Below are 24110 nucleotides of genomic sequence, written 5' to 3'. Positions count from 1 at the left end.
CCTCCCCGGGCACCTTGTTCTGGCGCATGCCTCGCTCCGGCATGCGCTGTTCTTTGTCTTGGTGCATGTCGTGGTCCCAAAACCGCTACGCACTTTTGGGCGACATGCATCTGGCCACATTCTTTGTGGCTCATGCAATCATATCAGACGGGCACGTTCCAGATGTCTTTCGCATATTGGCGGATTGTGCGATCGGACGAGAACCAGCCGACGCGGGCGACGTTGCGGATGGCGCGCGCGTACCAGTCGGGGCTGTTGCGCCACACGGCGTCGACCTCGCGCTGGCAGGCGGCGTAGGAATCGAAGTCGGCCGCCACCATGAACCAGTCGCTTTGGTAGAGGCCGTTCATCAGGTCGCGATATCGGTCGGGATCGTCGGGTGAGAAGACGCCGGAGGAAATGGCCGATACCGCCTGCGCCAGCTCGGACGAGGTCTCGATCACACTGCGCGGATTGTAGCCATTGCCGCGCCGCTCGGCGACCTCTGCGGTGGTGAGGCCGAAGATGAAGATGTTGTCGTCGCCGACATGTTCCTTGATCTCGACATTGGCGCCGTCGAGCGTGCCGATGGTCAAGGCGCCGTTCAGCGCGAACTTCATGTTGCCGGTGCCCGAAGCTTCCATGCCGGCGGTCGAAATCTGCTCGGAGAGATCGGCGGCCGGCATCAGCACCTCGGCCAGGCTGACATTGTAGTTCGGCACGAACACCACCTTCAGCAGGCCGCGCACCGACGGATCGCCATTGATGACCTTCGCGACGTCGTTGGCCAGCTTGATGATCAGCTTGGCGTTGTGATAGCTGGGCGCCGCCTTGCCGCCGAAGATCTTGACGCGCGGCATCCAGTCCCGTTCCGGATGCGAGCGAATTTGATCGTACAGCGCGATCGCTTCCAGTATGTTGAGCAGCTGGCGCTTGTATTCGTGGATGCGCTTGACCTGGATGTCGAACAACGCCGACGGATCGAGCCTGATGCCGAGCCGGTCGGCGACGAGATTGGCGAGCCGCGCCTTGTTCTGCCGCTTCACGGCGGCGAATTTCTCACGGAAAGCCGCGTCATCGGCGAGCGGATCGAGATCCTTGATCGCCTCGATGTCGTCCATGAAGCGGTCGCCGATCGCCTCGCGGGCAAGCGAGGTCAGGCCGGGATTGCACTGGATCAGCCAGCGCCTGGGCGTGATGCCGTTGGTCTTGTTGTTGATGCGATCGGGATAGAGCTTGTGGAGATCGGCGAACACCGTCTCCTTCATCAGCTCGGTGTGCAGCGCCGAGACGCCGTTGATCGAATGCGAGCCGACAAAGGCCAGATTGCCCATGCGCACGCGGCGGTCGCCATTTTCCTGGATCAGCGAGATGCGGGCGATCTGATCGCCCGAGAACTGGTTGGTGGCGCGGGCCTCGAGCAGCACCTGCGCATTGATGGCGTAGACGATCTGCATGTGGCGCGGCAGCAGACGTTCGAACAGCGGCACCGGCCAGCTTTCAAGCGCCTCGGGCAACAGCGTGTGGTTGGTGTAGCCGAAGGTGCGCTTGGTGATGTCCCAGGCCTGGTCGAAGTCCATGCCATGGACGTCCATCAGGAGCCGCATGAGCTCCGGCACCGCGACCGCGGGATGCGTGTCGTTTAAGTGGATCGCTGCCTTGTCGGGCAGCGATTTCAGGTCGCCATACTGGCTCAAATGACGCTGGACGATGTCCTGCAGCGAGGCGGTGGAGAAGAAATATTCCTGCCGTAGCCTGAGCTCCTGGCCGGCCATGTGGGAATCGGCAGGGTAAAGCACGCGCGACAGCGCGTCGGCCTTGTTGCTCTCGGCCAGCGCGCCGATGTGGTCGCCCGCATTGAACTTGTCGAGCAGGATCGGGTCGATCGGCATGCCGGACCAGAGTCTCAGCGTGTTGACGCGCCTGGCGCGCCAGCCGGCCACCGGCGTGTCGTAGGCGACGGCGAGCACATGCTCGGTCGGCTTCCAGACGTGGCGTTCGAGCCGGCCTTCCTTCGAGGTGATCGATTCCACCGAGCCGCCGAAGCCGACCTCGAAGGAACGCTCGCGCCGTTCGAACTCCCAGGGATTGCCGTGATCGAGCCAGGTCTCCGGCAGTTCGACCTGCCAGCCGCCGTGGATTTCCTGGCGGAACATGCCGTTGGCATAGCGGATGCCATAGCCATGGGCGGGAATATCGACGGTCGCCATGCTTTCCATGAAGCAGGCGGCGAGACGGCCGAGGCCGCCATTGCCGAGTGCGGCGTCCGGTTCGAGCCCCGCGATCAGGTCGAGATCGACCCCGAGGGAGGACAGCGCCTCACGCATGTTCTCCATCAGGCCGAGATTGGAGAAGGCGTCACGCATCAGGCGCCCGATCAGGAATTCAAGCGAAAGGTAATAGACGCGTTTTTCCTGCTGGTCGTAGGCTTCCCTGGTCGCCTGCATCCAGTGGTCGACGACGCGGTCGCGCACCACCTTGATCGAAGCGGTCAGCCAGTCATAGGGCGTGGCGACGGTTGTGTCCTTGCCGACTCGGTATTTGAGCGACATCAAGACTTCTTCGGCGAGCGTCTTGGGGTCGGGATTGTCGAGAACAGGGACTTCGATCGTCATGGCGGATGTCATGCTGCCTCTCGTTCAACTGGCCTGATCATAGCGGCTTTCACCGTTCCTCCCAGCCCATCTTAGTGCGTTGCAGCATAGGTTCAATCGATTTACTCAACCGACCCATCAGCCCGCCTGCGGCAACAGGGACATGTCGTAGGGATCAAGCCGCCAGCGCGTCCTCCGGCGGCTTCTTGGCGCCGGTCATCAGCGCCACCGCGTCCGACATGGAAATCTGCTTAGGATCGACGACGCAGAGACGCCTTCCAAGCCGGTGGATGTGAATGCGGTCCGCCACCTCGAAGACATGCGGCATGTTGTGCGAGATCAAAACGATCGGCAGGCCGCGCTTCTTGACGTCTAGGATCAGCTCAAGCACGCGGCGGCTTTCCTTCACGCCAAGGGCGGCCGTCGGCTCGTCCATGATCACCACTTTCGAGCCGAAGGCGGCAGCACGCGCCACCGCCACACCCTGGCGCTGGCCGCCCGAAAGCGTTTCCACCGCCTGGCTGATGTTCTGGATGGTCATCAGGCCGAGCTCCGTGAGCTTGTCGCGAGCACGCTTCTCCATCGCCGGGCGGTCGAGCATGCGCAGCCAGCTGCCGAGCGGACCTGGCTTGCGGATCTCGCGGCCGAGAAACATGTTGTCGGCGATCGACAGCGCCGGCGACAGAGCGAGGTTCTGGTAGACCGTTTCGATCCCGGCTTCCCGGGCCTCCATCGGCGACTTGAAGGCAACGGGCTTGCCCTCAAGCCGGATTTCGCCTTCGTCGGGCACGGCCGCGCCGGAAATCGCCTTGATGAGCGATGATTTTCCAGCGCCGTTGTCGCCGATGACGGCGAGGATTTCGCCCGGATAGAGGTCGAAATCGGCATTGTCGAGCGCGGTAACGCGGCCATAGCGCTTGATGAGGCCGCGCGCTGTGAGAATGGGCTCCTGGGTCATGACTATGCCGAAACCTTTCTGATCCATTGATCGATCGCCACGGCGCCGATGATCAGCACGCCGGTGAGCAGCACCTTCCATTGCGGATCGGCGCCCAGCATGTTGAGGCCCATCGAGACGACGCCGACGATCATGGCGCCGAACAGCGTGCCGAGGATCGAGCCGCGCCCGCCGAACAGCGAGATGCCGCCGATCACCGTCGCGGTGATGGCCTGCAGATTGTAGTCCGTGACAGCGGCGGACGGCGAGACCGAGCCGTTGCGGCCGATCGAGACCCAGGCCGCGAAAGCGGCGATCAGTCCGGCAAGGGCATAGACCGTCATCAGCACTTTCTTGGTCTGGATGCCCGACAGTTTCGCAGCCTCCTGATCGTCGCCGACGGCGTAGACATGGCGGCCCCATGCGGTGTGGTTGAGCACGTACCACAGGAGGATCACCAGCAGGACCATGGCAATGACGCCAAGCGTCAGCACGGCAGAGCCGACCCTGAAGCTCACCGCAAACAGATGCAGCAGCGGCGCCTGCACGTCGACATCGGTGTCGCGGATCGTCTCATTGGCCGAATAGATGAAATTCGTCGCCATGACGATGTTCCAGGTGCCGAGCGTGACGATGAAGGGCGGCAGCTTCATGTAGGCGACCAGGAGACCGTTGAGCAGTCCGCAGGCGCCGCCGGCGGCAAGCCCAATCGCCACGGCGAGAATGGCCGGCATCCCATAGGTCACCGCGCAATTGCCCATGATCACGGCCGAAATCACCATGATGACGCCGATCGAGAGATCGATGCCCGCGGTCAGGATGACCAATGTCTGCGCGGCACCGAGGATGCCGACGATGGCGATCTGCTGCAGGATCAGCGTCAGCGTGTAGGACGAAAAGAAACGTCCGCCGATGGCGATGCCGAAGATGATGACCGACAAAACCAGCACGATCAGCGGCACCGCCGCCGGCGTGGAGTGCAGGAAGTGCTGGGCGCGCTTGACGGCCGATTTGTGCTCGTCGAAGGCGGCGACGCTGGTGTCGCTTCCCGTAAGTACCTTCTCGAATTCCTGTATCTGAGACATATGTCCTCCCGTCTGCATACGGCCTCTCATTGCCGCACACGCCGTCGACGCCTATTCCGGTCTTGTCGCCAGGATTGTCGCGCTTTGACGAAAGCGCATCGTCCACCCGATGCGGCCGGGGATCAAGCCCCCAGCCGCACGGTTCGTGGACCTCTCAGAGCATCAGCCCCAGCACTTGGCCAGGCCTTCCTTGGTGTCGATCGACTTGACGCCATTGGCCGGCTTGTCGGTGACAAGGTTGACGCCGGTGTCGAAGAAGTTCTTGCCTTCGGTCGGCTTGGGCTTGGTGCCGTCCTTGGCGAAGGCGGCGATCGCCTCGATGCCGAGCGCCGCCATCTGCAGCGGATATTGCTGCGAGGTGGCGCCGATGACGCCTTCGGTGACCGACTTCACGCCCGGGCAGCCGCCGTCGACCGAGACGATCAGCACCTGCTTCTCGAGGCCGACGGCCTTGAGCGCCTGATAGGCGCCGACAGCGGCCGGCTCGTTGATGGTGTGGATGACGTTGATGGTGTTGTCCTTCTGCAGAAGGTTCTCCATCGCCTTGCGGCCGCCCTCTTCGTTGCCGTTCGTCACGTCATGGCCGACGATGCGCGGATCGGTTTCGTCTCCGATCTTGTTGGGGTCCTTCACGTCGATGCCGTAGCCCATCATGAAGCCCTGGTCGCGCAGGACGTCGACGGTCGGCTGCGAGGGGGTCAGGTCGAGGAAGCCGATCTTGGCGTCCTTGGCCTTGTCGCCAAGCGTAGCGGCGGCCCAGGCGCCGATCAGCTTGCCGGCTTCGAGATTGTCCGTTGCGAAAGTGGCGTCGGCGGCGTCGATCGGATCGAGCGGCGTGTCGAGAGCGATCACCAGCAGGCCGGCGTCACGCGCCTTCTTCACCGTCGGCACGATGCCCTTGGTATCGGAGGCCGTGATCAGGATACCCTTGGCGCCGTCGGCGATGCAGCTTTCGATCGCCGCGACCTGGCTCTCGCTGTCGCCGTCGATCTTGCCGGCATAGGTCTTGAGGTCAACGCCCAGTTCCTTGGCCTTGGCGGTCGCACCCTCCTTCATCTTGACGAAGAAGGGGTTGGTGTCGGTCTTGGTGATCAGGCAGGCGCCGACGCCCGCGGCCGACGCGGACGAGGCAAATGCGAGCAGGCCCAGCCCGGCCGCCGCGAATACGGTGGATTTCAGCAGCGATTTCTTGGTCACGATTTCCTCCCAGTGGAACCATTCCGGACGCCGGCCAACCCGGCGCCTCAAACGCATCCAACAATTTCTCCCAGCGTGGACGCCAGATCAAAAGACACCAGTCCGCAACGGCTGTCAATAATTAAATCACTCTTATTTATTATTGACAGCCTTGCGCTGTTCACCCATTCTGAACGAAAAGCATCGAGGGGAAACAGACGGGAGGAAACAGGGTGGAGACCGGCATTGCGAGGCACGGTTCGCCCGAGGCTTTGGAGAGCCGGCTGCACCGCGGCACCAACCAGAGCGGCATGCGCGACCACAATGAGCGGCTCGTGCTGTCCCTGGTGCGCCAGCATGGCAGCCTGGCCAAATCCGACATTGCGCGCATGACCGGGCTGTCGGCCCAGACGGTGTCGGTGATCATGCGCGAGCTCGAGGAAGACAAGCTGCTTGTGCGCAAGGAGCCGCTGCGCGGCAAGATCGGCCAACCTTCGATTCCGATGGCGCTCAATCCGGAAGGCGCTTTTTTCATCGGCCTCAAGATCGGCAGGCGCTCGGCCGAGCTCGTGCTGATCGACTTCCTCGGCAATGTGCGCGCCATGCTGCAGCATTCCTACCGCTATCCCGCACCGCGCGAGACCGTCGAATTCGTCACTGCCGGCATCAAGACGATGCGCGGCGAACTGACGCCGGCCCAGGATAAGCGCATTGCCGGGCTCGGCATCGCCATGCCATTCGAGCTATGGAACTGGGCAGACACGGCCGGCGCGCCGCGCGAGATCATGGACGAATGGCGCCATCGCGACATCCGCGCGGACATCCAGGGGCAGTGCGAGTTCCCGGTTTACCTGCAGAACGACGCGACTTCGGCTTGCGGCGCGGAACTCGTCTTCGGACGAGCGGGCGCAGCGCGCGATTTCGTCTATTTCTACATCGGCGCCTTCGCCGGCGGCGGTATCGTGCTCAATGGCCGCCTCTACAGCGGGCCGAACGGCAACGCCGGTGCGCTGGGCTCGATGCCGGTGCCCGGGCCGGACGGCAAGCCGACGCAGCTCATCGACGTCGCCTCGATCGCGATGCTGGAAAAGGCGCTCTCCGCCAAGGGCATCGACGGCTCCTATCTGTGGACCTCGCCGCAGGAATGGGGCGAGATCGGCGCCGAGCTCGACGAATGGATCGCCAGCGCCTCGCGGGCGCTGGCCTATGCCATTGTCGCTGCCTCGTCGGTCATCGATTTCGAAGCGGCGGTTATCGACGGCTGGATGCCGCTCGATGTGCGGCGCCGGCTGGTCGATGCCGTCACGGAAGCGATCGCCCGCGTCGATGCCGAAGGACTGAAACTGCCTGTGGTGCGCGAGGGAACGGTCGGCATTCACGCACGCGCCATGGGCGGCGCCAGCCTGCCGCTCTCCGAACGTTTCCTGATCGGGCCTCACACGTCCGGGGGCGCCTGACATGCTGATCGGCATCCCGTCGCTGCTCGGGCCCCAGTTCCTGGCGACGCTCAGGGCCATGGGCCATGGCGACGAAATCGCGATCGTCGACGGCAATTATCCGGCCGAGGAACAGGCGCGGCGGCTGATTCGCGCCGACGGCCACCACGTCATAGCCGTCCTCGACGCCGTGCTCAGCGTGCTGCCGGTGGACGAGGCTGTGCCGCAGGCTTTGTTCCGTGCCTCGGTGAAGGGCGACCCGGCGCTGGCCGACGCCGTGCATCATGAGATGGAAGCGGTTTGCGCCAAGCGTGCGCCCGGCCACAAGGTGGTTGCGCTGGCCGGGCCCGACTTCTATGCACGCGTCAAGGCGGCGCACGCCATCGTTGCGACCAGCGAACCCAGGCTCTTTGCCAACATCATCATCCGCAAGGGCGTGATCCATCCGCCGGAGACCAAGACGACATGATCCTTTGCTGTGGCGAAGCCCTGATCGACATGCTGCCGCGCACCACGACGCAAGGCGAAGCGGCCTTCGCGCCCTATGTCGGCGGCGCGGTGTTCAACTCGGCGATCGCGCTCGGCCGGCTCGGCGCTCCGGCAGGTTTCTTCTCCGGCCTCTCCTCCGACCTGTTCGGCGGCCAGTTCCGCGAGGCGCTCGGCGCGAGCAAGGTGAGCTCTACCTATGCGCACACCTCGCCGCGTCCGACGACGCTCGCCTTCGTCCGGCTCACCAACGGCCAGGCGACCTACACCTTTTATGACGAGAACACCGCCGGGCGCATGCTGACGATCGAGGACCTGCCGAAGCTCGGGTCCGAGATCGAGGCAATGCTGTTCGGCGCCATCAGCCTGATCTCCGAGCCGGCGGGATCGGCCTATGAGGAATTCATGCGGCGCGAACACGAGAGTCGGGTGATGATGCTTGATCCCAACATCCGGCCGAACTTCATCCCGGACAAGGCGAAGCATCTCAGGCGTATCCGCCAGATGATGGCGATGGCCGACATCGTGAAACTCTCCGACGAGGATCTCAAATGGTTCGACGAGGCCGGCTCGCATGAGGATGTGGTGCGCAACTGGCTGGAGCGCGGGCCGAAGCTGATCGTCGTCACCCATGGCAGCGAAGGCGCCGTCGGCTACAGCAAGGCGCACAAGGTCACCGTCATGCCGCAGAAAGTGAAGGTCATCGACACGGTCGGTGCAGGCGACACCTTCAACGCCGGCATTCTGGCCTCCCTGCACGAGCAGGGCCTGCTCACCAAAGCGGCGATCGGCGACCTGCCGGAAGATGCGATCCGCAAGGCGCTGGAGCTCGGCGCCAAGGCGGCGGCGGTGACGGTTTCGCGGGCCGGCGCCAACCCACCCTGGCGGCACGAAATCGCCTGATCCAGCGTGAGAGCGGACGCGAATCCGCCCTTTGCGGCCGATCACTTTATGTTTCCCATCGGCGGATGACGCGATAGGAGGGGCTGGAAAACGCCTCTCACAGCTCGGATTTTCAGGCATTGCGCCGGCAAAATCGGTAACAGGCTGCGACACCTGAGCAATTTGCGCCGGCCGCCACCGGCTTTCTCAGCCGGTTCAAGTCTGTTACCAGCGGGCCGGTTTTACAGTCACTTTCGAGGCCGACATGCAGTTCATCGATCTTGGCGCGCAGCGCGAACGTATCCGCGACCGGCTGAAGGCCGCGATCGACCACGTCGTCGAGGACGGCCGCTATATCCTCGGGCCGCAGGTTGCGGAATTCGAGAACAAGCTCGCCGCCTATATCGGCGTCAAGCATGTGGTCGCCTGCGCCAACGGCACCGACGCGCTGCTCCTGCCGCTGTTTGCCGCCGGCATCGGCCCGGGCGATGCCGTGTTCGTGCCGAGCTTCACCTTCGCAGCCACCGCCGAGGTGGTGGCGCTGGCCAAGGCCGAGCCGGTCTTCGTCGACGTCGACCGCGACACCTACAACATCGACATCGCCAGCCTCGAGGCGGCGATCGAGATGATCAAGAAGGAAGGAAGGCTGAAGCCGAAGGCGATCATCCCGGTCGACCTGTTCGGGCTCTGCGCGAACTACGAGGCGATCATGGCGATCGCCAAGCGCGAGAACCTGTTGGTGATCGAGGACGCTGCGCAGTCGATGGGCGCTTCCGCCGACGGCACGGCGATCGGCGATTCCGCCGACACCAAGATGTGCGGCGCCTTCGGCCATGTCGGCTCGACCAGCTTCTATCCGGCGAAGCCCCTTGGCTGCTACGGCGATGGCGGCGCGATGTTCACCAATGATGCCGCGCTGGCCGACAAGCTCCGTTCCTTCGCCTTCCACGGCAAGGGCGAGACGCAATATGACAATGTCCGCATCGGCATCAATTCGCGCCTCGACACGCTGCAGGCGGCGATCCTGATCGAAAAGCTCGCCATCCTCGAGGATGAGATGGTGGCCAGGCAGATGGTCGCGGACCGCTACGCCAAGGGCCTTGGCGACATCGTCAAGGCATCGCGCAATCTCGGCCACGGCCGCTCGGCCTGGGCGCAGTACGCCATCGAGACGCCGAAGCGCGACGGACTCAAGGCCCATCTCGGCGAAAAGGGCATCCCGTCGGTGATCTATTACGTAAAGCCGCTGCACGAGCAGGTCGCCTACAAGCACTATCCGCGGACACCGACCGGCCTTGCCATCTCGGAGCAATTGCCGAAGCAGATCCTCTGCCTGCCGATGCACGCCTATTTGAGCGAGGCCGATCAGGACCGGATCATCGAGACGATCAGGAACTACATCGGCTCGAATTCGGCGCATGTAGCGGCGGCCTGATCTCCCTCGTGGGGGAGATTACGCGCCCTTTCCCGTCGCGACGAAATGCGGATTGGCGAAATCGCTGTCGCTGGCCTGGTTGCGCTTGCCGTAGATCAGCGGCTCACCGTCCAGGGTCCGCGTCATGCCACCGGCGGCGCGCAGCACCGCGTCGCCCGCCGCCGTGTCCCATTCCATGGTGCGGCCGAAGCGCGGATAGACGTCGGCTTCCGCCGCGGCGAGCAGGCAGAATTTCAATGACGAGCCGATCGAGACGATCTCGGCGGCGCCGAGATCGCGGATGAATTCCTCGGTTTCCGGCGTGTTGTGTGAGCGGCTGGCGACGACCGCGAGCGGCATGCCCCCTGCCCGCACCGTGATCGGCCGGCGGCCGGCGATGCGATAGTCGGCATCGATCTCCAGCGCCTCGGCCTTGCCGGGTCGCCCGGAGAAAAAGCGTCCCGTGCACGGCGCGAAAACGACGCCGACTTCCGGCGCACCATGGCGGACCAGCGCGATGTTGACGGTGAAATCGGTGCGGCGGTTGACGAATTCCTTGGTGCCGTCGAGCGGATCGATCAGGAAGAAGGCGCCGTCGAGATCGGGCGTGGCGATGCCCGCCGCGACCTCCTCCTCCGCCACGCAGGGTATGTCCGGATAGGCGGCGCGCAGGCCGGCGAGGATGATCTTCTCGCTTTCGCGGTCGGCTTCCGTCACCGGCGAAGTATCGGCCTTGCTGTCGACGGCGCAGCCCTCGTGGAAGACGCGCATCACCTCGCGCCCGGCCTCGAGCGCCAGGCGCTCGAAGACGCCGAGCATCGCCTCGTCAGATACCGCCGCCATTGTCGTACTGCTCCTCGGCAATGTCGCGCTCGGTCAGCCAGTGTTCCAGCGCTTCCGCCATCTCCTGCGGGCTCCTGCCCAGAGTTTTCAGGTGAATTTCCGGATTCTGCGGCGCCTCATAAGGAGAATCGACGCCGGTGAAATTCTTGATCTCGCCGCTCAAGGCGCGCGCGTAGAGGCCCTTCGGATCCCGGCGGGCGCATTCCTCGAACGGGGTGTCGACGAACACCTCGACGAACTCGCCCTCGGCCATCAGCTCGCGCGCCATGCGCCGCTCGGCGCTGAAGGGCGAGATGAAGGAGACGATGACGATCAAGCCGGCATCGGCCATCAGCTTGGCCACCTCGGCGACGCGGCGGATGTTTTCCACACGATCGGCGTCGGTGAAGCCGAGATCGCGGTTGAGGCCGTGGCGGACATTGTCGCCGTCGAGGATGTAGGTATGGCGGCCGGACGCGAACAGCTTCTTCTCGAACAAATTGGCGATGGTCGACTTGCCTGAGCCGGAGAGCCCGGTGAACCAGAACACGGCCGGGCGCTGGTTCTTCAGGTCTGAGCGGCCGCGCTTGCCGACATCGAGCGATTGCCAGTGGATGTTTTCGGCACGGCGCAGCGAATGCAGGATCATGCCGGCGCCGACGGTGGCGTTGGTGATGCGGTCGATCAGGATGAAGGCGCCGGTGGTGCGGTTTTCGGCGAAGGGATCGAAAGCGATCGGCGCTCGCGTCGACAGATTGCAGACGCCAACCTCGTTGATGTCGAGCGACTTCGCCGCCTCATGCGCGAAATCGTTGACGTTGACCCGGTATTTCAGGTCGGTGACGGTCGCGCTCACCTGGTCGGTTTCGGTGCGCAGGATGTAGGAGCGGCCGGGCAGCAGCGCCTGCTCGTCAAACCAGACGATGTTGGCGGCGAACTGGTCGGCGACCTGCGGTCGTGCAGCCGGCGACACCAGCATATTGCCGCGCGACACCTCGACCTCATCGTCGAGCACCAGTGTGATCGCTTGGCCGGCGACCGCCTGCTCGAGGTCGCCGCCTTGCGCAACGATGCGCTTGACCCTGGATGCCTTGCCCGACTTGGCGACGACGACCTCGTCTCCTTCAGAGACGGTGCCGGAGGCGATGGTGCCGGCAAAGCCGCGGAAATCGAGGTTCGGACGGCTCACATACTGAACGGGGAAGCGGAACGGCAGCTCGACGGCGGCCTCGTCGACAGACACGGTTTCCAGATGCTCGATCAGCGACGGTCCGGAATACCAGGGCGTGCGCTCCGAGCGGCTGCTGACGTTGTCGCCAAAGCGCGCCGACATCGGGATCGGGGCGACGCTCATGAAGCCCAGTTCCTTGGCGAATTCGCCGTAGTCGGCGACGATCCGGTCGAACACGATCTTGTCGAAGCCGACGAGGTCGATCTTGTTGACCGCAAGCACGATATGCCGGATGCCGAGCAGCGAAGCGATGATGGAGTGACGCCGGGTCTGGCGCAGCACGCCCTGGCGCGCGTCGATCAGCACGATGGCGAGATCGGCTGTCGAGGCGCCCGTCGCCATATTGCGTGTGTACTGCTCGTGGCCGGGCGTGTCGGCGACGATAAACTTGCGCTTCGGCGTGGCGAAGAAGCGATAGGCGACATCGATGGTGATGCCTTGCTCGCGCTCAGCCTCCAGCCCGTCGACCAGCAGCGCGAAATCGATGTCGTCGCCGGTGGTGCCGTGCTTGCGCGAATCCCTTTCGAGCGCGGCGAGCTGATCCTCGAAAATCTGCTTGGTGTCGGAGAGCAGCCGGCCGATCAGCGTCGACTTGCCGTCGTCGACCGAGCCGCAGGTGAGGAAGCGCAGCAGCGACTTCTTCTCCTGCGCGGCCATGTAGTCGCGGATCGAATCGGTCGGGGCGAGGCTCTTGGCCATGATGTGGCGCATTATCAGAAATACCCCTCGCGCTTTTTCTTTTCCATGGAGCCGGCCTCGTCGCGGTCGATGAGGCGGCCCTGGCGCTCGGAGGTGCGTGCGGTCAGCATCTCGCCGACGATGGCTTCCAGCGTGTCGGCATCGGACTCGATCGCGCCGGTCAGCGGGTAGCAGCCCAGCGTGCGGAAGCGCACCAGGCGGTTCTCGATCACCTCGCCGGGATGCAATTGCATGCGGTCGTCATCCTTCATGATGAGCATGCCGTCGCGCTCGACCACCGGCCGCTCCTTGGCGAAATAGAGCGGCACGATCGGGATGTTCTCCTGCAGGATGTACTGCCAGATGTCGAGTTCGGTCCAGTTGGACAGCGGAAAGACGCGGATCGATTCGCCCTGCGCGATGCGGGTGTTGAAGATCTTCCACATTTCCGGCCGCTGGTTCTTCGGGTCCCAGGCGTGCTGGGCGTTGCGGAAGGAAAAGATGCGCTCCTTGGCGCGCGACTTCTCCTCGTCGCGGCGGGCACCGCCGAAAGCGGCGTCGAAACCGTATTTGTCGAGCGCCTGGCGCAGCGCCACCGTCTTCATGACATGGGTGTGGGTGTTGGAACCATGGTCGAACGGATTGATGCCGTCGCGCACGCCGTCCTCGTTGACGTGGACCAAAAGGTCGAAGCCGAGCTTCTGCGCCATCTGATCGCGAAAGGCGATCATCTCGCGGAACTTCCAGGTGGTGTCGACATGCAGGAACGGGAAAGGCGGCTTGGCCGGATAGAAGGCCTTCATCGCCAGATGCATCAGCACCGAGGAATCCTTGCCGACCGAATAGAGCATCACCGGCTTGGAGAAAGACGCCGCGACCTCGCGGAAGATGTGGATGGATTCGGCCTCGAGCCGCTGCAGATGCGTGAGCGCGATATTCATGGAGCGTCGAGCGTTCTCTCGTGCCGTGGAGCGGAAATCTTGCATCGCAGGGGCAATCCGATGCCGCCCAGGCGCAGATTTCACTTCGGACAAACTGTTTCGTGCGGGCGTTCTAACAGATCGGCGCCGCCGATAACAATGCAAGACCCGCGCGGCTCGCGGTGATTGGAGAACGAATTTTCCAAACATGCCCGGCAAAGCGGAAAATCCTGCCGGAGCCATCGAAAACGCTGAGCGGGGAAAAGCCGTGGTGCCAAGACAATTCCGGAGTTCCCCGATCCTCACCGGACCGGGGGATTTCTGTCGCAACATTGTCGACCGCACTATCGCAGATCGGCGCCAGCCGCTATATGGGCTCGGGGAACGGGCAAGGCGCGGCAAACGGAGACCGGCGAGGCGGCCTTTGGCTGGCTCCATGGATCCGGGCGCAACCTGGAAAATTGCGAAGCGAAGCATTTGAACCCGTCTACAACGCTCCGGCGCCACCTCACGCCCGCACAGATCAACATCTATTTCTCGATCGTCTGCTTTTTTTCGCCGCCGGTGCTTGGATCGCTGGTCAGCGTCGCCTTCAATGCCGGTGGCGTATGGTCGGCGATGGTGGTGGCCGCGAAGCGCCGACGCTTCAATATCGACCGGCCGATGCTCGCCGTCACGGCGGCGATCTATGCCTATTGCGCGGCGATGGTTCTCGCTTCGATCGTCAACGGCACGCTGACTGCCGATTTGCGGTTCTTCCTGCCGTTGATCACCTTCCTGCTTTTCCCCCTCTCCTATTCGACATGGAGCATCACCGAGAAGGCCGCGCTGGCACGCATCGCCATTCTGGCCAGCACCGCGGCCTGCTTCGGCGCGCTGGCGATGGCCGTGTTCCAGTCTCACCGGCTCGGTGTGAGGGCGGAGGGCGGTGCCGGCAATCCAATCGTTTTCGCTACCGTCACGTGCCTTGCCGCCGTGACATGCCTTGCCGGCGCGCTGTCGGGCATCGAGAAACGCTGGAAGCTGCTGGTCCTGGCAGCGATCGCCGGAGCCATGGCGATCGTCTATTCGGGATCGCGCATGATCTGGGTGGCCGTGCCGATTGCCGGCATCGTCGTGCTTCTCATCAACCGCCGCCGGTTCACCGGCGCCAGCGTGGCGCGCTTCGTGGTGATCGGCGTCGTGGTCGCCCTTGTGATTGCCGCCATCGGCTCTCGCGTCATCCTGGACCGGGCCGATTTCCTGGTCAGCGACTGGGATGCGCTGAATGCCAATGGCGACCATTCAACCGCGCTCGGCTTGCGCGTGGCGATGTGGGAAATCGGTTTTGCCGCGTTTCGCGAGATGCCGATTTTCGGCCACGGCATCTCGGCGAGCCGGGCGCTGATGAAGCAAGGCTTGCAGGACCAGTTCGGCCTACAGCAGGGTTTCAGCCATTTCCACAACGGCTTCCTGACGGCGCTGGTCGAGGCCGGCCTGCTGGGAGCATTGGCCCTGGCCTCGATCTTCGTCGTTGCCGCATGGAATGCGGCACGGACGCTGCGCCGCAGCGCCGATCCGGTGGAGCGGTTCGGCGCGACGATGATCCTTGTCGCGGTCATCACCTATCTCACCGGCGGAATGACCGGCATCCTCGTCGGCCACGACATCCTCGACGCGACGCTGATGGTGTTCTTGATTGCGGGAACCTACCTCGCGTCCGGGCGGACGATAGCGCCGACCGGCAAAAGCGCGCCCACCATGGCGCCGGGCGCCAGCCCGCAACCATGAGGGTCCTGGTCACCGGCGCGACGGGCTTCATTGGACGCCGGGTCGTGAGCCGGTTGGGCGAGGCCGGATTCGACACACGGATCGCATCGCGCCTGCCGCAGCGGCTGGCAGGCGACGACGATGCCGTCGCGCTGCCCGGTAGCGATGCACCGCAGGAAGCCTTTCTGGCCCTCATGCGTGACGTGACGCATGTCGTCCACTGCGCGGCGCTCAATAATGACCGCAGCGCCGGCACGGCCGACTTGCGAGCCGTCAATGCGACACTGACCGGACGGCTGGCCCAAGCGGCGGCCACGCGTATCGACGGGCGCTTCGTCTATCTCTCCTCGATCCGCGCCGTGGTGGGCGCAGGGTTCAGCGGCACGATCGACGAGGCCACGCCCCCTGCCCCGCAATGCGCCTACGGGCGCTCCAAGCGCGAAGGCGAGATCGCAATGCTGGAGACTTTTGCAACCGCCGGACGCGCCGGCGCGACGGCGCTACGGCTGCCGCCCGTTTATGGCGAAGGCATGAAGGGAAATCTGCGCGGGCTGATGCGGTTGGCCGCCACCGGTCTGCCGTTGCCGACAGCCGCTCTGACGGCGGTTCGCTCGTTCGTCTCGCATGACGCCGTGGCCGGCGCCGTGACGCATCTTTTGAGCCGTCCCACGGCGCCGCTCCCAACTTATGTGCTGGGCGATGCTTCGCCGGTTGCGGTGTCCGAAATCGTCACCGCGTTCCAGCGCGGATACGGCCGGCCGGCCCGGCTTCTTCCCGTACCGGCCTGGCCGTTCCGAATGCTGGCCACGCTCAGCGGCAGACGGGCGGCGTGGCAAGCTCTGGTGGCGACGCAGGTCTGCGATTCGTCGTTGCTTGTTTTGGAAGGCTGGGAACGGGAGGCCGACACACTCGGCCGGCTTGAAGAACTGGCGCGACAGAGGAGCCGTTCGCCGCTTCCGTGAACGGTGAACCGCTCTATGCGCGGAAGAACGTACCCAGCAATATCTTGAGGTCCAGGCCGGTCGAGGCGGCCTTGACGTAGGCCGCATCGGTTTCCGCGCAAAGTCTTGGATCGGACATATCGATGCCCTTGATCTGCGCCAGCCCTGTGATGCCCGGAAGTGCGGTGAGCACGCTCAGTTCCTTGCGCCGCTCGATCAGCTCCGCCTGCGTCGGCAGGCAGGGACGAGGCCCCACAAGGCTCATCTCACCCTTCAGCACGTTCCAGAGCTGCGGCAGTTCGTCGATCTTGGTTGCGCGCAGAACCTTGCCGACCGCAGTGACCGAACGGGCCGGCGCCTCGTGGGTGGGCAAGGAAGGGGTTTCCCGATACATGGTGCGCAGCTTGTGGCAGGCGAAGAGGGCTCCTCCCCGGCCGACGCGGATCTGCGAGAAGATGGCGGGGCCTGCCGACGTCGCCCGGATCGCCAGCATCGCGACAAGCAGGACGGGCGACGTTGCCGCCAGCATCGGAACTGCGATCGCCAGGTCGAGCGCGCGCTTGGCCGTCATGTCTCAGATCCGGCGCCAGAGGAAAGCGACATAGAGCCCGAGCGTGCCCATGAATGTCTGCCGGTAGACACCGCTTTTGCCGAGCAGGCCGAAGCGCCTGAAGACATTGCCCTTGCGCGACCTGATGAACAGGCGAAGGCAAAGCGCTGCATCGCGCGCAATGAGGTCGCGGTTGACGGCTAGGCCGCGCAGATTGGTGTCCGTCCAGGTGGCGAACTGGCCCTTGAACAGGCGGCCCAGCCTTGAAAACCTCGCTTTCCATGAAACGTTGGCGCCGACGAGGTTTGCCGCGTGCTGGCGGTATCTGACCAGCGGCCGCGGCTCGTAGCGGACTTTGCCGCCGGCGGCGGTGACGATGAGATAGGCCCACCAGTCATGGCTGACGAATTCGGTTCTGGCCGACGCTTTCGCCAGAAGGTCGCGCGCCTTGCGGTTGAAGAGCATGGTGTTGCCGCCGGCGATGCTTTGCACCAGCGCGTTGCGGAAGGACGGCGGGCGCCGGAAGAGCGGCGAGTAGCCGGCCGGAACGCCGGCCTCAGAGATAGTCGCCGTGCGCGAGCAGAACAGGAGCGGCGTTTCCATGTCCTCTGCCTCGATCCAGCGGATGGCGCTCTCCAGGCGATCCGGCTCCCAGACATCGTCCTGGTCGCAAAAGGCGTAGCAGTCGGCATCGATGCGCGGATCGAGGATCATGGAGCGGAAATTGGCGGCGAAGCCCCTTCGCGGGCCCTGCAAAAGTGTCAGCGACCCCTTGGTCCAGCGGGACCGCCACGCCTCGACGATCGCGGCCGTGGCGTCCGACGAGCCGTCGTCGGAGACCCAGAGATCGACGAGCGGCCAGGATTGCGTAGCCAAGGATTCCAATTGTTCGCCGATATAGGCCGCGCCATCCTTCGTGCCCATGAGAACGGCCACGCGCTGATCTTTTCTGGTCACGACTTTGGAATCACTTGCCCGCGAGGTGCTTGAAAGGTTTCAATAGCTAATTGCGGGCACGCGGCAAAGTTCTAACCGACCTGCCCGGCCGTTTTCGGTTCCGCTTCCTCGCGCACGCCGCCCATGTCTTCTTCCGCCCGGTAGAGCGCGGCCAGGATGGCAAGTGCCTCGGCCTTGTCGCGATGGTGCATCGCGGTCGCCAGCGCCGGCAGGGCCGCCTCGATCCTCGGCCATTCGACGACGCCGGTCCTGAGGCCGAAGATCTTGGCGGTGTCGAGCTTGACCACCTCCTCGTTCTCGGCGTGCAGCGTCTCGTGCAGCTTCTCGCCGGGCCTGATGCCGGTGAAGCGGATCGGAATATCGGTGTGGGGGCTTTTGCCGGCCATGCGGATCATGGTTTCGGCGACTTCGAGGATCGGCACCGGCTTGCCCATGTCGAGCATATAGATGGCGTAGTCGTCCTTGCCCTGGCGCTGCTCGGCATCGGCGGCCGACATGATGACGAGATCGACGGCCTCGGCCACGGTCATGAAATAGCGGGTCATGCGCCGGTCAGTGATGGTGACCGGCCCGCCGGCCTCGATCTGCGCCTGGAAGACGGTCGCCACCGAGCCGTTGGAGCCGAAGACGTTGCCGAAGCGCACGGCGATGAATTTCGTGCCCGAATGACGCAGATCGGCGGCGCCGGCATGACCATTCGCCGCGCCGGCACGCGGCGCCGAGGCCGCCTGGGCCTCATGCAGCGAGGAGACGATCTGTTCGGCCGCACGCTTGGTGACGCCCAGCACCGAGGTCGGGTCGACCGCCTTGTCGCTGGAAATCAGCAGGAACCGCGGCACCCCGCATTCGGCGGCGATCTCGGCGCAGGCAAGCGTGCCGAAGACATTGGTCTCGATCGCCGCTTCCCAGTTCTCCTCGAGCAGCGGCACATGCTTCAGCGCAGCGGCATGAAAGATGATCGCGGGTTTGAACTCCTTGACGAGGCGCGTCATGTGGGGCCGGTCGGTGACGTCGACGATGCGGCTGGTCAGCCGGTCGCGGTCGGCGTCGTCGGTCTGCTGATCGAGCTGGAAAATGCCGAATTCGGAATTGTCGGCCACCAGCACCGCCTCGGCGCCCAGCTCCAGCGCGCGCTTGACGAGCACGCGGCCGATGGAGCCGGCGCCGCCGGTGACCATCACGCGCTTGCCGCCGACGAAGGCGCCGATGCGCGTGGTATCGGTGGCGACCGCCGAACGGCGCATGATGGTTTCCATTTCAACGGCATCGAGAACCAGCTTGCCACCCTGCCCCAGTTCCGACAGGCCGGCAAACTGGACGACGGCGATGCCGCTGTGGCGGGCGACGCGCACCAGCTCGGCATAGTCTTCGATCTCGCGCTCGACCCCCTGGCCGAAGATCAGGAGGTCGAGGCTTTGCGTGCCTTTGACATAGTCTTCCAGCACCTCGACCAGGCGCGGTCGCAGCGCCACGACCGGAACACCCTGGATCCGCGTGCCGAGCGGCGCGGCGCTCTCGGTGGCCATGATGCCGGCGATGGCGTATTCGGCGGGCTGAGCCGTGCGGGTGAAGCGCACGATCAGATCCGCCTCGCCCAGCCGGCCGATGAACAGCGCCTGCTTGGTCGAGCCCTCGCCGGCGGCGCGGCGCAGGATGCGCCAGCTCGCGCCATCGCGCAGGAAGCGGTAATAGAGCCTGGGAGCCGAGATGATGGTGAAGGAGACCAGGAAGAAGACGATGAACTGGCGCTCGTTGAGGCCGGCGACGGGCTGGAAGAAGAAGCGGAAGGCAAGCGAGGCCAGGTAGAGCACCACCGTCAGGCTGCCGCAGCCCTTGAGGATGTTGAAGAAGTCGGGCGTGGAGGCAAAGCGCCAGACGGTGGTGTAGAGGCCGCTGGATCGGAACAGCAGATGGGCGATGAGCACGATGAGCGCCCAGCAGGCCAGCCCGCCGACGGAGAACGCGTCGAAGGAAAGCCGCGACTGCGACAGGATCAGACTAAGCGCCACCGCGACCAGGACCATGACGAGATCCTGGACCATGATGATGGCGCGCCGCATCCTCGGTCGGAGTTCCGATAAGGCTTCTACGTATGCGGTCATTGGGCAGTACTGACTCCAGGCGCGGTGATACTATCAGAACGGGCGAGGACAAAACATCGCCCACCGCCACTTCAGATTGCAATCCCCAACCCCGTCACCCGGTTATCGCCTTAGCGCGGAGAGGGCGGGAGGGCTAGAGGTTTTTTGGGGATATTTGATTGTGCGAATGATTTGACTAGGAACGGCAATAACTCGGAGCGGATTGTCAGTCGTTCAGAGAACCTGTCGGGCGCCCAAAAGGGAAGCCAATAGATGTCACGATGTGACGATCCGGCTTCACCACGGCGCAGCACGCTGCAACAAGCTTGTCGCAATAGCTATGAGTCGCTGACGGCGGTGCCGATCAGGTCTGCCGAAGCGGTTTTGGCCAGCCCCTAGGCTCACAGCGTTCCACAAATGACGCCAGCCTGTCGCGACCGAGCCGAAATCTCAATAGTTGGGCACGTGGTTTTGGCTTTCCGCTGTTTCTGCGGTGCAAGTATTCTTAACTGAGTCATGCCAGAATCATCTGAATTTCCGAATGTTTGCGGGCGAACACGCCGGAGCGAACAAGACACGCTGTCGAGTTGTTGATGACGAAGCCGAATGCCGTTCCGATGAATGATCTCAAGCGTCTGTACCAGCGCTATGAGGTTGAAATCGCGCGCGAAGTAGCAGGCACGCTGCGGTCCGGATGGTGGCTCAATGGCGCGGCAGGGAAGCGATTCGCAGCGAACTTTGCGACGTTTGCAGGAGCCTCGGATTGCATCCTCGTCGCCAACGGAACGGACGCCCTTGAACTCGCTTTACGCTCTATCGTCGGGCTTGGCGATGCGCATGGACGCGAGGTGATCGTGGCGGCGAATGCCGGGGGATATGCCAGTTGCGCGTGCTGGCACAACGACCTTATTCCACACTACGTCGACATCGAACCAGCCAGCCAACTTGCAAGCGTCCAATCGGTGCTGGAAGCGGTGAGTACCGACACGGCTGCGATTGTCGCTACCCATCTTTACGGCGGCGTGGTCGATGTACCCGCTATCCGGGCAGGACTTGTCAATGCCGGCATGTCGCACATACCGGTCATTGAGGATTGCGCCCAGGCACATGGTGCTCGCATCGGGGGTGAAACGGCTGGATCACTTGGAGACATCGCCACCTTCAGCTTCTACCCGACCAAGAATCTCGGCGCGATGGGTGACGGCGGCGCGGTCCTCACCTCCAACCCAAGACTGGCGGAGCGCGTTCGTCAGCTTCATCAATATGGCTGGAGTTCCAAATACCATGTAGCCCTGCCGGGAGGGCGCAACTCTCGCATGGACGAGGTCCAGGCCGCGATTTTGGATGTACTTCTTCCGGACTTGAACAGCCGCAACGAACAACGCCGTAGCATCGTTAGCAGATTTAAGGCCGTTACCGGACGCCGGCTCAAATTCCTCGACGGCGGCAACGGCGCCGTCGCACACCTTGCGGTCCTGCTCTGTGACGACCGGGACGCATTCCGCGCCTTCATGAAGGAGCGCGGCGTCGATACCGATGTCCACTATCCCGTGCTGGATTGCGATCAGATTGGTTGGGCTGCCCTGCCCATGAAAGGGACCGAAAATCTCGCAATCTCCCGGGCAAGCATCAGTCGTCTCTGTTCCGTCCCGTGCTACCCGGACATGACGAATGATGAGGTCGAGCAAGTGTGCGGGGCCCTTGGCGAATGGGAGGCAATGTGACTGCGCGCTCTCTTGTTTTTCCCATTTACCGCAATGAGCCGAACATCCCTTCCCTGTTGCAGGCCGTCGCCGATTTCGACGCCATGTATGAGGGCGACATCGAGTTTGTCTTCGTCATCGATGGGTCGCCCGACCAGTCGGGCGGCCTGCTGGTCAGGGCTTTGAAGGACGCCAGCTACCGATACAAGATCATCTTCCACAGCCGGAATTTTGGTTCCTTCACGGCCATTCGGACGGGGCTCGAGCACGCGTCCGGCAAACATGTGGCCGCGATGGCGGCCGACCTGCAGGAGCCGCCCGAACTCATTGTCGAATTCTTTTCGATGCTGGAAAAGGACACGGCCGACGTTGTGTTTGGCCGCAGAACCGGCCGCGACGACCCCCTTCTGACACGTTTCCTGTCCCGGGCCTTCTGGAGCGTTTACCGCAGGCTGATTTTGCCCAGCATGCCGAGCGGCGGCGTCGATATATTTGCCTGCAACCGCCAGGCGCTCGATGCGATCCTGTCAATCGAGGAGCCAAACAGCTCGCTTGTGGTTCAGCTGTTCTGGGTCGGGTTCAGGCGGGAGTTCGTGCCTTATCGGCGGCGCGAGCGGGAGCATGGGAAGAGTGCCTGGGGTATTGGGCGCCGGCTCAGATATATGATGGATTCGATCTTCTCGTTTTCCGATTTTCCAATCGTTTTCATACTCTGGGTAGGAATTGCGGGCTGCGTGCTCAGCCTTGTGTTTGCCGCGATCACCGTCGTCGCCCGCTTGCTGGGCAAGATCGATCCGGCCGGATACACGACCCTGGTGCTGCTGATCGTGGGGTTTGGATCAGCGATCCTCGCGGTGCAAGGCATCCTTGGCTGTTATCTTTGGCGGGCGGTTGAAAACACCAAATCGCGCCCATTGCGGATAATAAGCCGCATTGTCGACGGGACGTCCGCATGAACGACAAACCGTTTTTTGTCCATGACCGCGGTATCTGCGAAAGCACGCGCGTCGGCAATGGCACGCGCATATGGGCGTTTGCCCATGTCCTCGCAGGCGCCGTGATCGGCGCGAACTGCAACATCTGCGATCATGTCTTCATCGAAAACGACGTGACCGTCGGTGATGACGTCACGATAAAAAGCGGCGTTCAGCTATGGGACGGCGTTCGGCTGGGTAATCGCGTGTTCGTCGGCCCGAATGCGACCTTCACCAACGACCGCTTCCCGCGTTCGAAACACTATCCGGAGCAGTTTCTCCAGACGGTCGTCGAGGACAGCGCGTCGATCGGCGCCAACGCAACGATCCTGCCGGGCATAACGATCGGCCGCCAGGCGATGATCGGCGCCGGCGCCGTGGTGACCAAGAACGTCCCGGCAAACGCCGTGGTCGTTGGAAATCCGGCCGTCATCGTCGGCTATCAGACCGGCCCGCAGGTCGAGCCGGTGATGACGCAAGCGGCCCCTGGCGCCGCAGGCGACAGGATGGCGCTGGGCGTCGGCGGATGCGAGCTCTGGCGGCTGCCGCACTTCAGCGACCTGCGCGGCGAGCTGGCCCCGCTCGAGTTCGGACAGAACCTGCCGTTCAAGCCCTTGCGCTCGTTTCTGGTTTACGGCGTGCGTTCCGACAAGGTCAGGGGCGAGCATGCGCACCGCCAATGCCAGCAATTCCTGATTGCCACCCATGGCCGCCTGTCGGTCGTCGTCGATGACGGTCACGACAGAAAGGAAGTGTCGCTGGCGGATCCCTCGGTCGGGCTCTATCTGCCGCCCGGCGTGTGGGGCATCCAGTACAAGTTCCAGCCGGACACGGTCTTGCTGGTCATGGCCTCGCACCCCTATGACGCAAGCGATTATATCAGGGACTATTCGGATTTCCTCGCGACGGTCGGGCCGGATGACCGCTGACCGGATAGGCTCGGATGCGCTCCGTTTTCTTGCGGCGGGAGGACTGAACACCGCGCTGACGAGTGCCGTCTACTTTGCCGGCCTGACGATCCTGTCGTCGGGCGTTTCCTACACGATTGCCTGGCTGGCAGGCCTCGCATTCGTGATGGCGTTCTATCCGGACCGCGTCTTTCCCGGCGGGCGCACCGGCTTGACGGACCGGCTGGCGGTCGGCGGCTCGGTCGCCGCGGTGTTTGTAGCCGGGTTGGCGACCCTTCATTTTCTCGAGCGAGCGCTGCAAAGCCGAGTGGCGGCGTTCTTTGCAACGCTGGCCATCACAACAGCGCTCAATTTCCTGGTTTCTCGATGGATACTCCGTAGACGATACTGACACGCCCTTCCCGATCCGGGCGGCGCTGTCGGTGGCCATGATGCCGGCGTATTCGGCAGGCTGGGCCGTGCGGGCGAAGCGCACGATCATGGTGCGCCCGCATCCTCGGACGGATTTCCGATACGGCTTCTACGTCTGCGGTCATTGGGCAGCACTGAACTCCAGGCGTGAGGACATGCATACCAAAACCGCGCCGGACCGACCATCGTCCGCCAC

20 protein-coding genes are annotated in these 24110 nt (G+C 63.7%); 10 read left to right on the top strand and 10 right to left on the bottom strand.

The window, feature by feature from the left end; translation table 11 throughout:
• Nucleotides 1–143: 143 nt before the first annotated feature.
• The 4 genes from FJ980_RS03725 to FJ980_RS03710 form a co-directional block, all read right to left on the bottom strand.
• Nucleotides 144–2606 carry a glycogen/starch/alpha-glucan phosphorylase gene (locus tag FJ980_RS03725; RefSeq protein WP_140541597.1) on the bottom strand — a complete coding sequence of 821 codons (2463 nt, stop codon included), beginning with the start codon at nt 2604–2606 and terminating at the stop codon, nt 144–146.
• 142 nt (nt 2607–2748) lie between these two features.
• The gene (locus tag FJ980_RS03720; protein WP_176477005.1) at nt 2749–3531 is read right to left on the bottom strand and encodes an ATP-binding cassette domain-containing protein; all 783 of its coding nucleotides are present in this window, start codon (nt 3529–3531) and stop codon (nt 2749–2751) included.
• A 2-nt stretch (nt 3532–3533) separates the two neighbouring features.
• Nucleotides 3534–4595: an ABC transporter permease gene (locus FJ980_RS03715; RefSeq protein ID WP_140541596.1), complete on the bottom strand. Its 1062-nt coding sequence runs from the start codon at nt 4593–4595 to the stop codon at nt 3534–3536.
• Nucleotides 4596–4757: 162 nt separating this feature from the next.
• Nucleotides 4758–5792 (bottom strand): sugar ABC transporter substrate-binding protein, encoded by a 1035-nt coding sequence (locus tag FJ980_RS03710; RefSeq protein WP_095767162.1) that lies wholly within the window; start codon nt 5790–5792, stop codon nt 4758–4760.
• Nucleotides 5793–6004: 212 nt separating this feature from the next.
• On the opposite strand from FJ980_RS03710, the gene FJ980_RS03705 reads away from it, so the two are divergent.
• The 4 genes from FJ980_RS03705 (at nt 6005) to FJ980_RS03690 (ending at nt 10010) form a co-directional block, all read left to right on the top strand.
• On the top strand, nt 6005–7228 hold the full coding sequence (locus tag FJ980_RS03705; protein ID WP_140541595.1) for an ROK family transcriptional regulator: 1224 nt from the start codon (nt 6005–6007) through the stop codon (nt 7226–7228).
• Between the two features lies 1 nt (nt 7229).
• The gene (locus FJ980_RS03700) at nt 7230–7676 is read left to right on the top strand and encodes an RbsD/FucU domain-containing protein (protein WP_140541594.1); all 447 of its coding nucleotides are present in this window, start codon (nt 7230–7232) and stop codon (nt 7674–7676) included.
• Entirely contained in the window at nt 7673–8596 is a 924-nt protein-coding gene (locus tag FJ980_RS03695; RefSeq protein WP_140541593.1) for a carbohydrate kinase, read from the top strand. Before FJ980_RS03700 ends, FJ980_RS03695 begins: the two co-directional genes overlap by 4 nt.
• Before the next feature lie 244 nt (nt 8597–8840).
• Complete coding sequence (locus tag FJ980_RS03690) at nt 8841–10010, top strand: DegT/DnrJ/EryC1/StrS aminotransferase family protein (protein ID WP_140541592.1); 1170 nt, start codon at nt 8841–8843, stop codon at nt 10008–10010.
• 18 nt (nt 10011–10028) lie between these two features.
• On the opposite strand, the gene cysQ is transcribed toward FJ980_RS03690, so the two are convergent.
• From cysQ to cysD, 3 genes are read right to left on the bottom strand one after another with little or no spacing between them, the layout of a single operon-like run.
• Nucleotides 10029–10808 (bottom strand): 3'(2'),5'-bisphosphate nucleotidase CysQ, encoded by a 780-nt coding sequence (cysQ, locus tag FJ980_RS03685; protein ID WP_181181093.1) that lies wholly within the window; start codon nt 10806–10808, stop codon nt 10029–10031.
• A 7-nt stretch (nt 10809–10815) separates the two neighbouring features.
• The gene (gene cysN, locus FJ980_RS03680; RefSeq protein WP_181181091.1) at nt 10816–12753 is read right to left on the bottom strand and encodes a sulfate adenylyltransferase subunit CysN; all 1938 of its coding nucleotides are present in this window, start codon (nt 12751–12753) and stop codon (nt 10816–10818) included.
• Between the two features lie 2 nt (nt 12754–12755).
• Entirely contained in the window at nt 12756–13661 is a 906-nt protein-coding gene (gene cysD / locus FJ980_RS03675; protein ID WP_246676294.1) for a sulfate adenylyltransferase subunit CysD, read from the bottom strand.
• 456 nt (nt 13662–14117) lie between these two features.
• On the opposite strand from cysD, the gene FJ980_RS03670 reads away from it, so the two are divergent.
• On the top strand, nt 14118–15410 hold the full coding sequence (locus tag FJ980_RS03670) for an O-antigen ligase family protein (protein WP_140541588.1): 1293 nt from the start codon (nt 14118–14120) through the stop codon (nt 15408–15410).
• The gene (locus FJ980_RS03665; RefSeq protein WP_140541587.1) at nt 15407–16351 is read left to right on the top strand and encodes an NAD-dependent epimerase/dehydratase family protein; all 945 of its coding nucleotides are present in this window, start codon (nt 15407–15409) and stop codon (nt 16349–16351) included. The genes FJ980_RS03670 and FJ980_RS03665 overlap by 4 nt, the downstream gene beginning before the upstream one ends.
• A gap of 13 nt (nt 16352–16364) precedes the next feature.
• Here FJ980_RS03665 and FJ980_RS03660 read toward each other — a convergent pair whose 3' ends face one another.
• The 3 genes from FJ980_RS03660 to FJ980_RS03650 form a co-directional block, all read right to left on the bottom strand.
• Entirely contained in the window at nt 16365–16901 is a 537-nt protein-coding gene (locus FJ980_RS03660) for a sugar transferase (RefSeq protein ID WP_140541586.1), read from the bottom strand.
• A gap of 3 nt (nt 16902–16904) precedes the next feature.
• Nucleotides 16905–17816, bottom strand: a complete 912-nt coding sequence (locus tag FJ980_RS03655) for a glycosyltransferase family 2 protein (RefSeq protein WP_246676293.1) — start codon at nt 17814–17816, stop codon at nt 16905–16907.
• Nucleotides 17817–17908: 92 nt separating this feature from the next.
• Complete coding sequence (locus tag FJ980_RS03650; RefSeq protein ID WP_181181090.1) at nt 17909–19939, bottom strand: nucleoside-diphosphate sugar epimerase/dehydratase; 2031 nt, start codon at nt 19937–19939, stop codon at nt 17909–17911.
• A 572-nt stretch (nt 19940–20511) separates the two neighbouring features.
• Between FJ980_RS03650 and FJ980_RS03645 the strand changes: the two genes are divergently transcribed.
• Genes FJ980_RS03645 through FJ980_RS03630 form a run of 4 tightly spaced genes read left to right on the top strand, consistent with a single transcriptional unit; the run spans nt 20512 to nt 23894 of the window.
• Entirely contained in the window at nt 20512–21642 is a 1131-nt protein-coding gene (locus FJ980_RS03645; RefSeq protein WP_140541584.1) for a DegT/DnrJ/EryC1/StrS family aminotransferase, read from the top strand.
• The gene (locus FJ980_RS03640) at nt 21639–22577 is read left to right on the top strand and encodes a glycosyltransferase family 2 protein (RefSeq protein ID WP_210243727.1); all 939 of its coding nucleotides are present in this window, start codon (nt 21639–21641) and stop codon (nt 22575–22577) included. Before FJ980_RS03645 ends, FJ980_RS03640 begins: the two co-directional genes overlap by 4 nt.
• On the top strand, nt 22574–23524 hold the full coding sequence (locus FJ980_RS03635) for a WxcM-like domain-containing protein (protein ID WP_140541582.1): 951 nt from the start codon (nt 22574–22576) through the stop codon (nt 23522–23524). The genes FJ980_RS03640 and FJ980_RS03635 overlap by 4 nt, the downstream gene beginning before the upstream one ends.
• Complete coding sequence (locus FJ980_RS03630; protein ID WP_140541581.1) at nt 23514–23894, top strand: hypothetical protein; 381 nt, start codon at nt 23514–23516, stop codon at nt 23892–23894. The genes FJ980_RS03635 and FJ980_RS03630 overlap by 11 nt, the downstream gene beginning before the upstream one ends.
• Nucleotides 23895–24110 lie beyond the last annotated feature (216 nt).

Source organism: Mesorhizobium sp. B1-1-5 (assembly GCF_006443065.1).
Classification (GTDB): domain Bacteria; phylum Pseudomonadota; class Alphaproteobacteria; order Rhizobiales; family Rhizobiaceae; genus Mesorhizobium.
The sequence above is the reverse complement of the archived record's forward strand: the minus strand, read 5'-3'. Positions and strand labels throughout refer to the sequence as shown.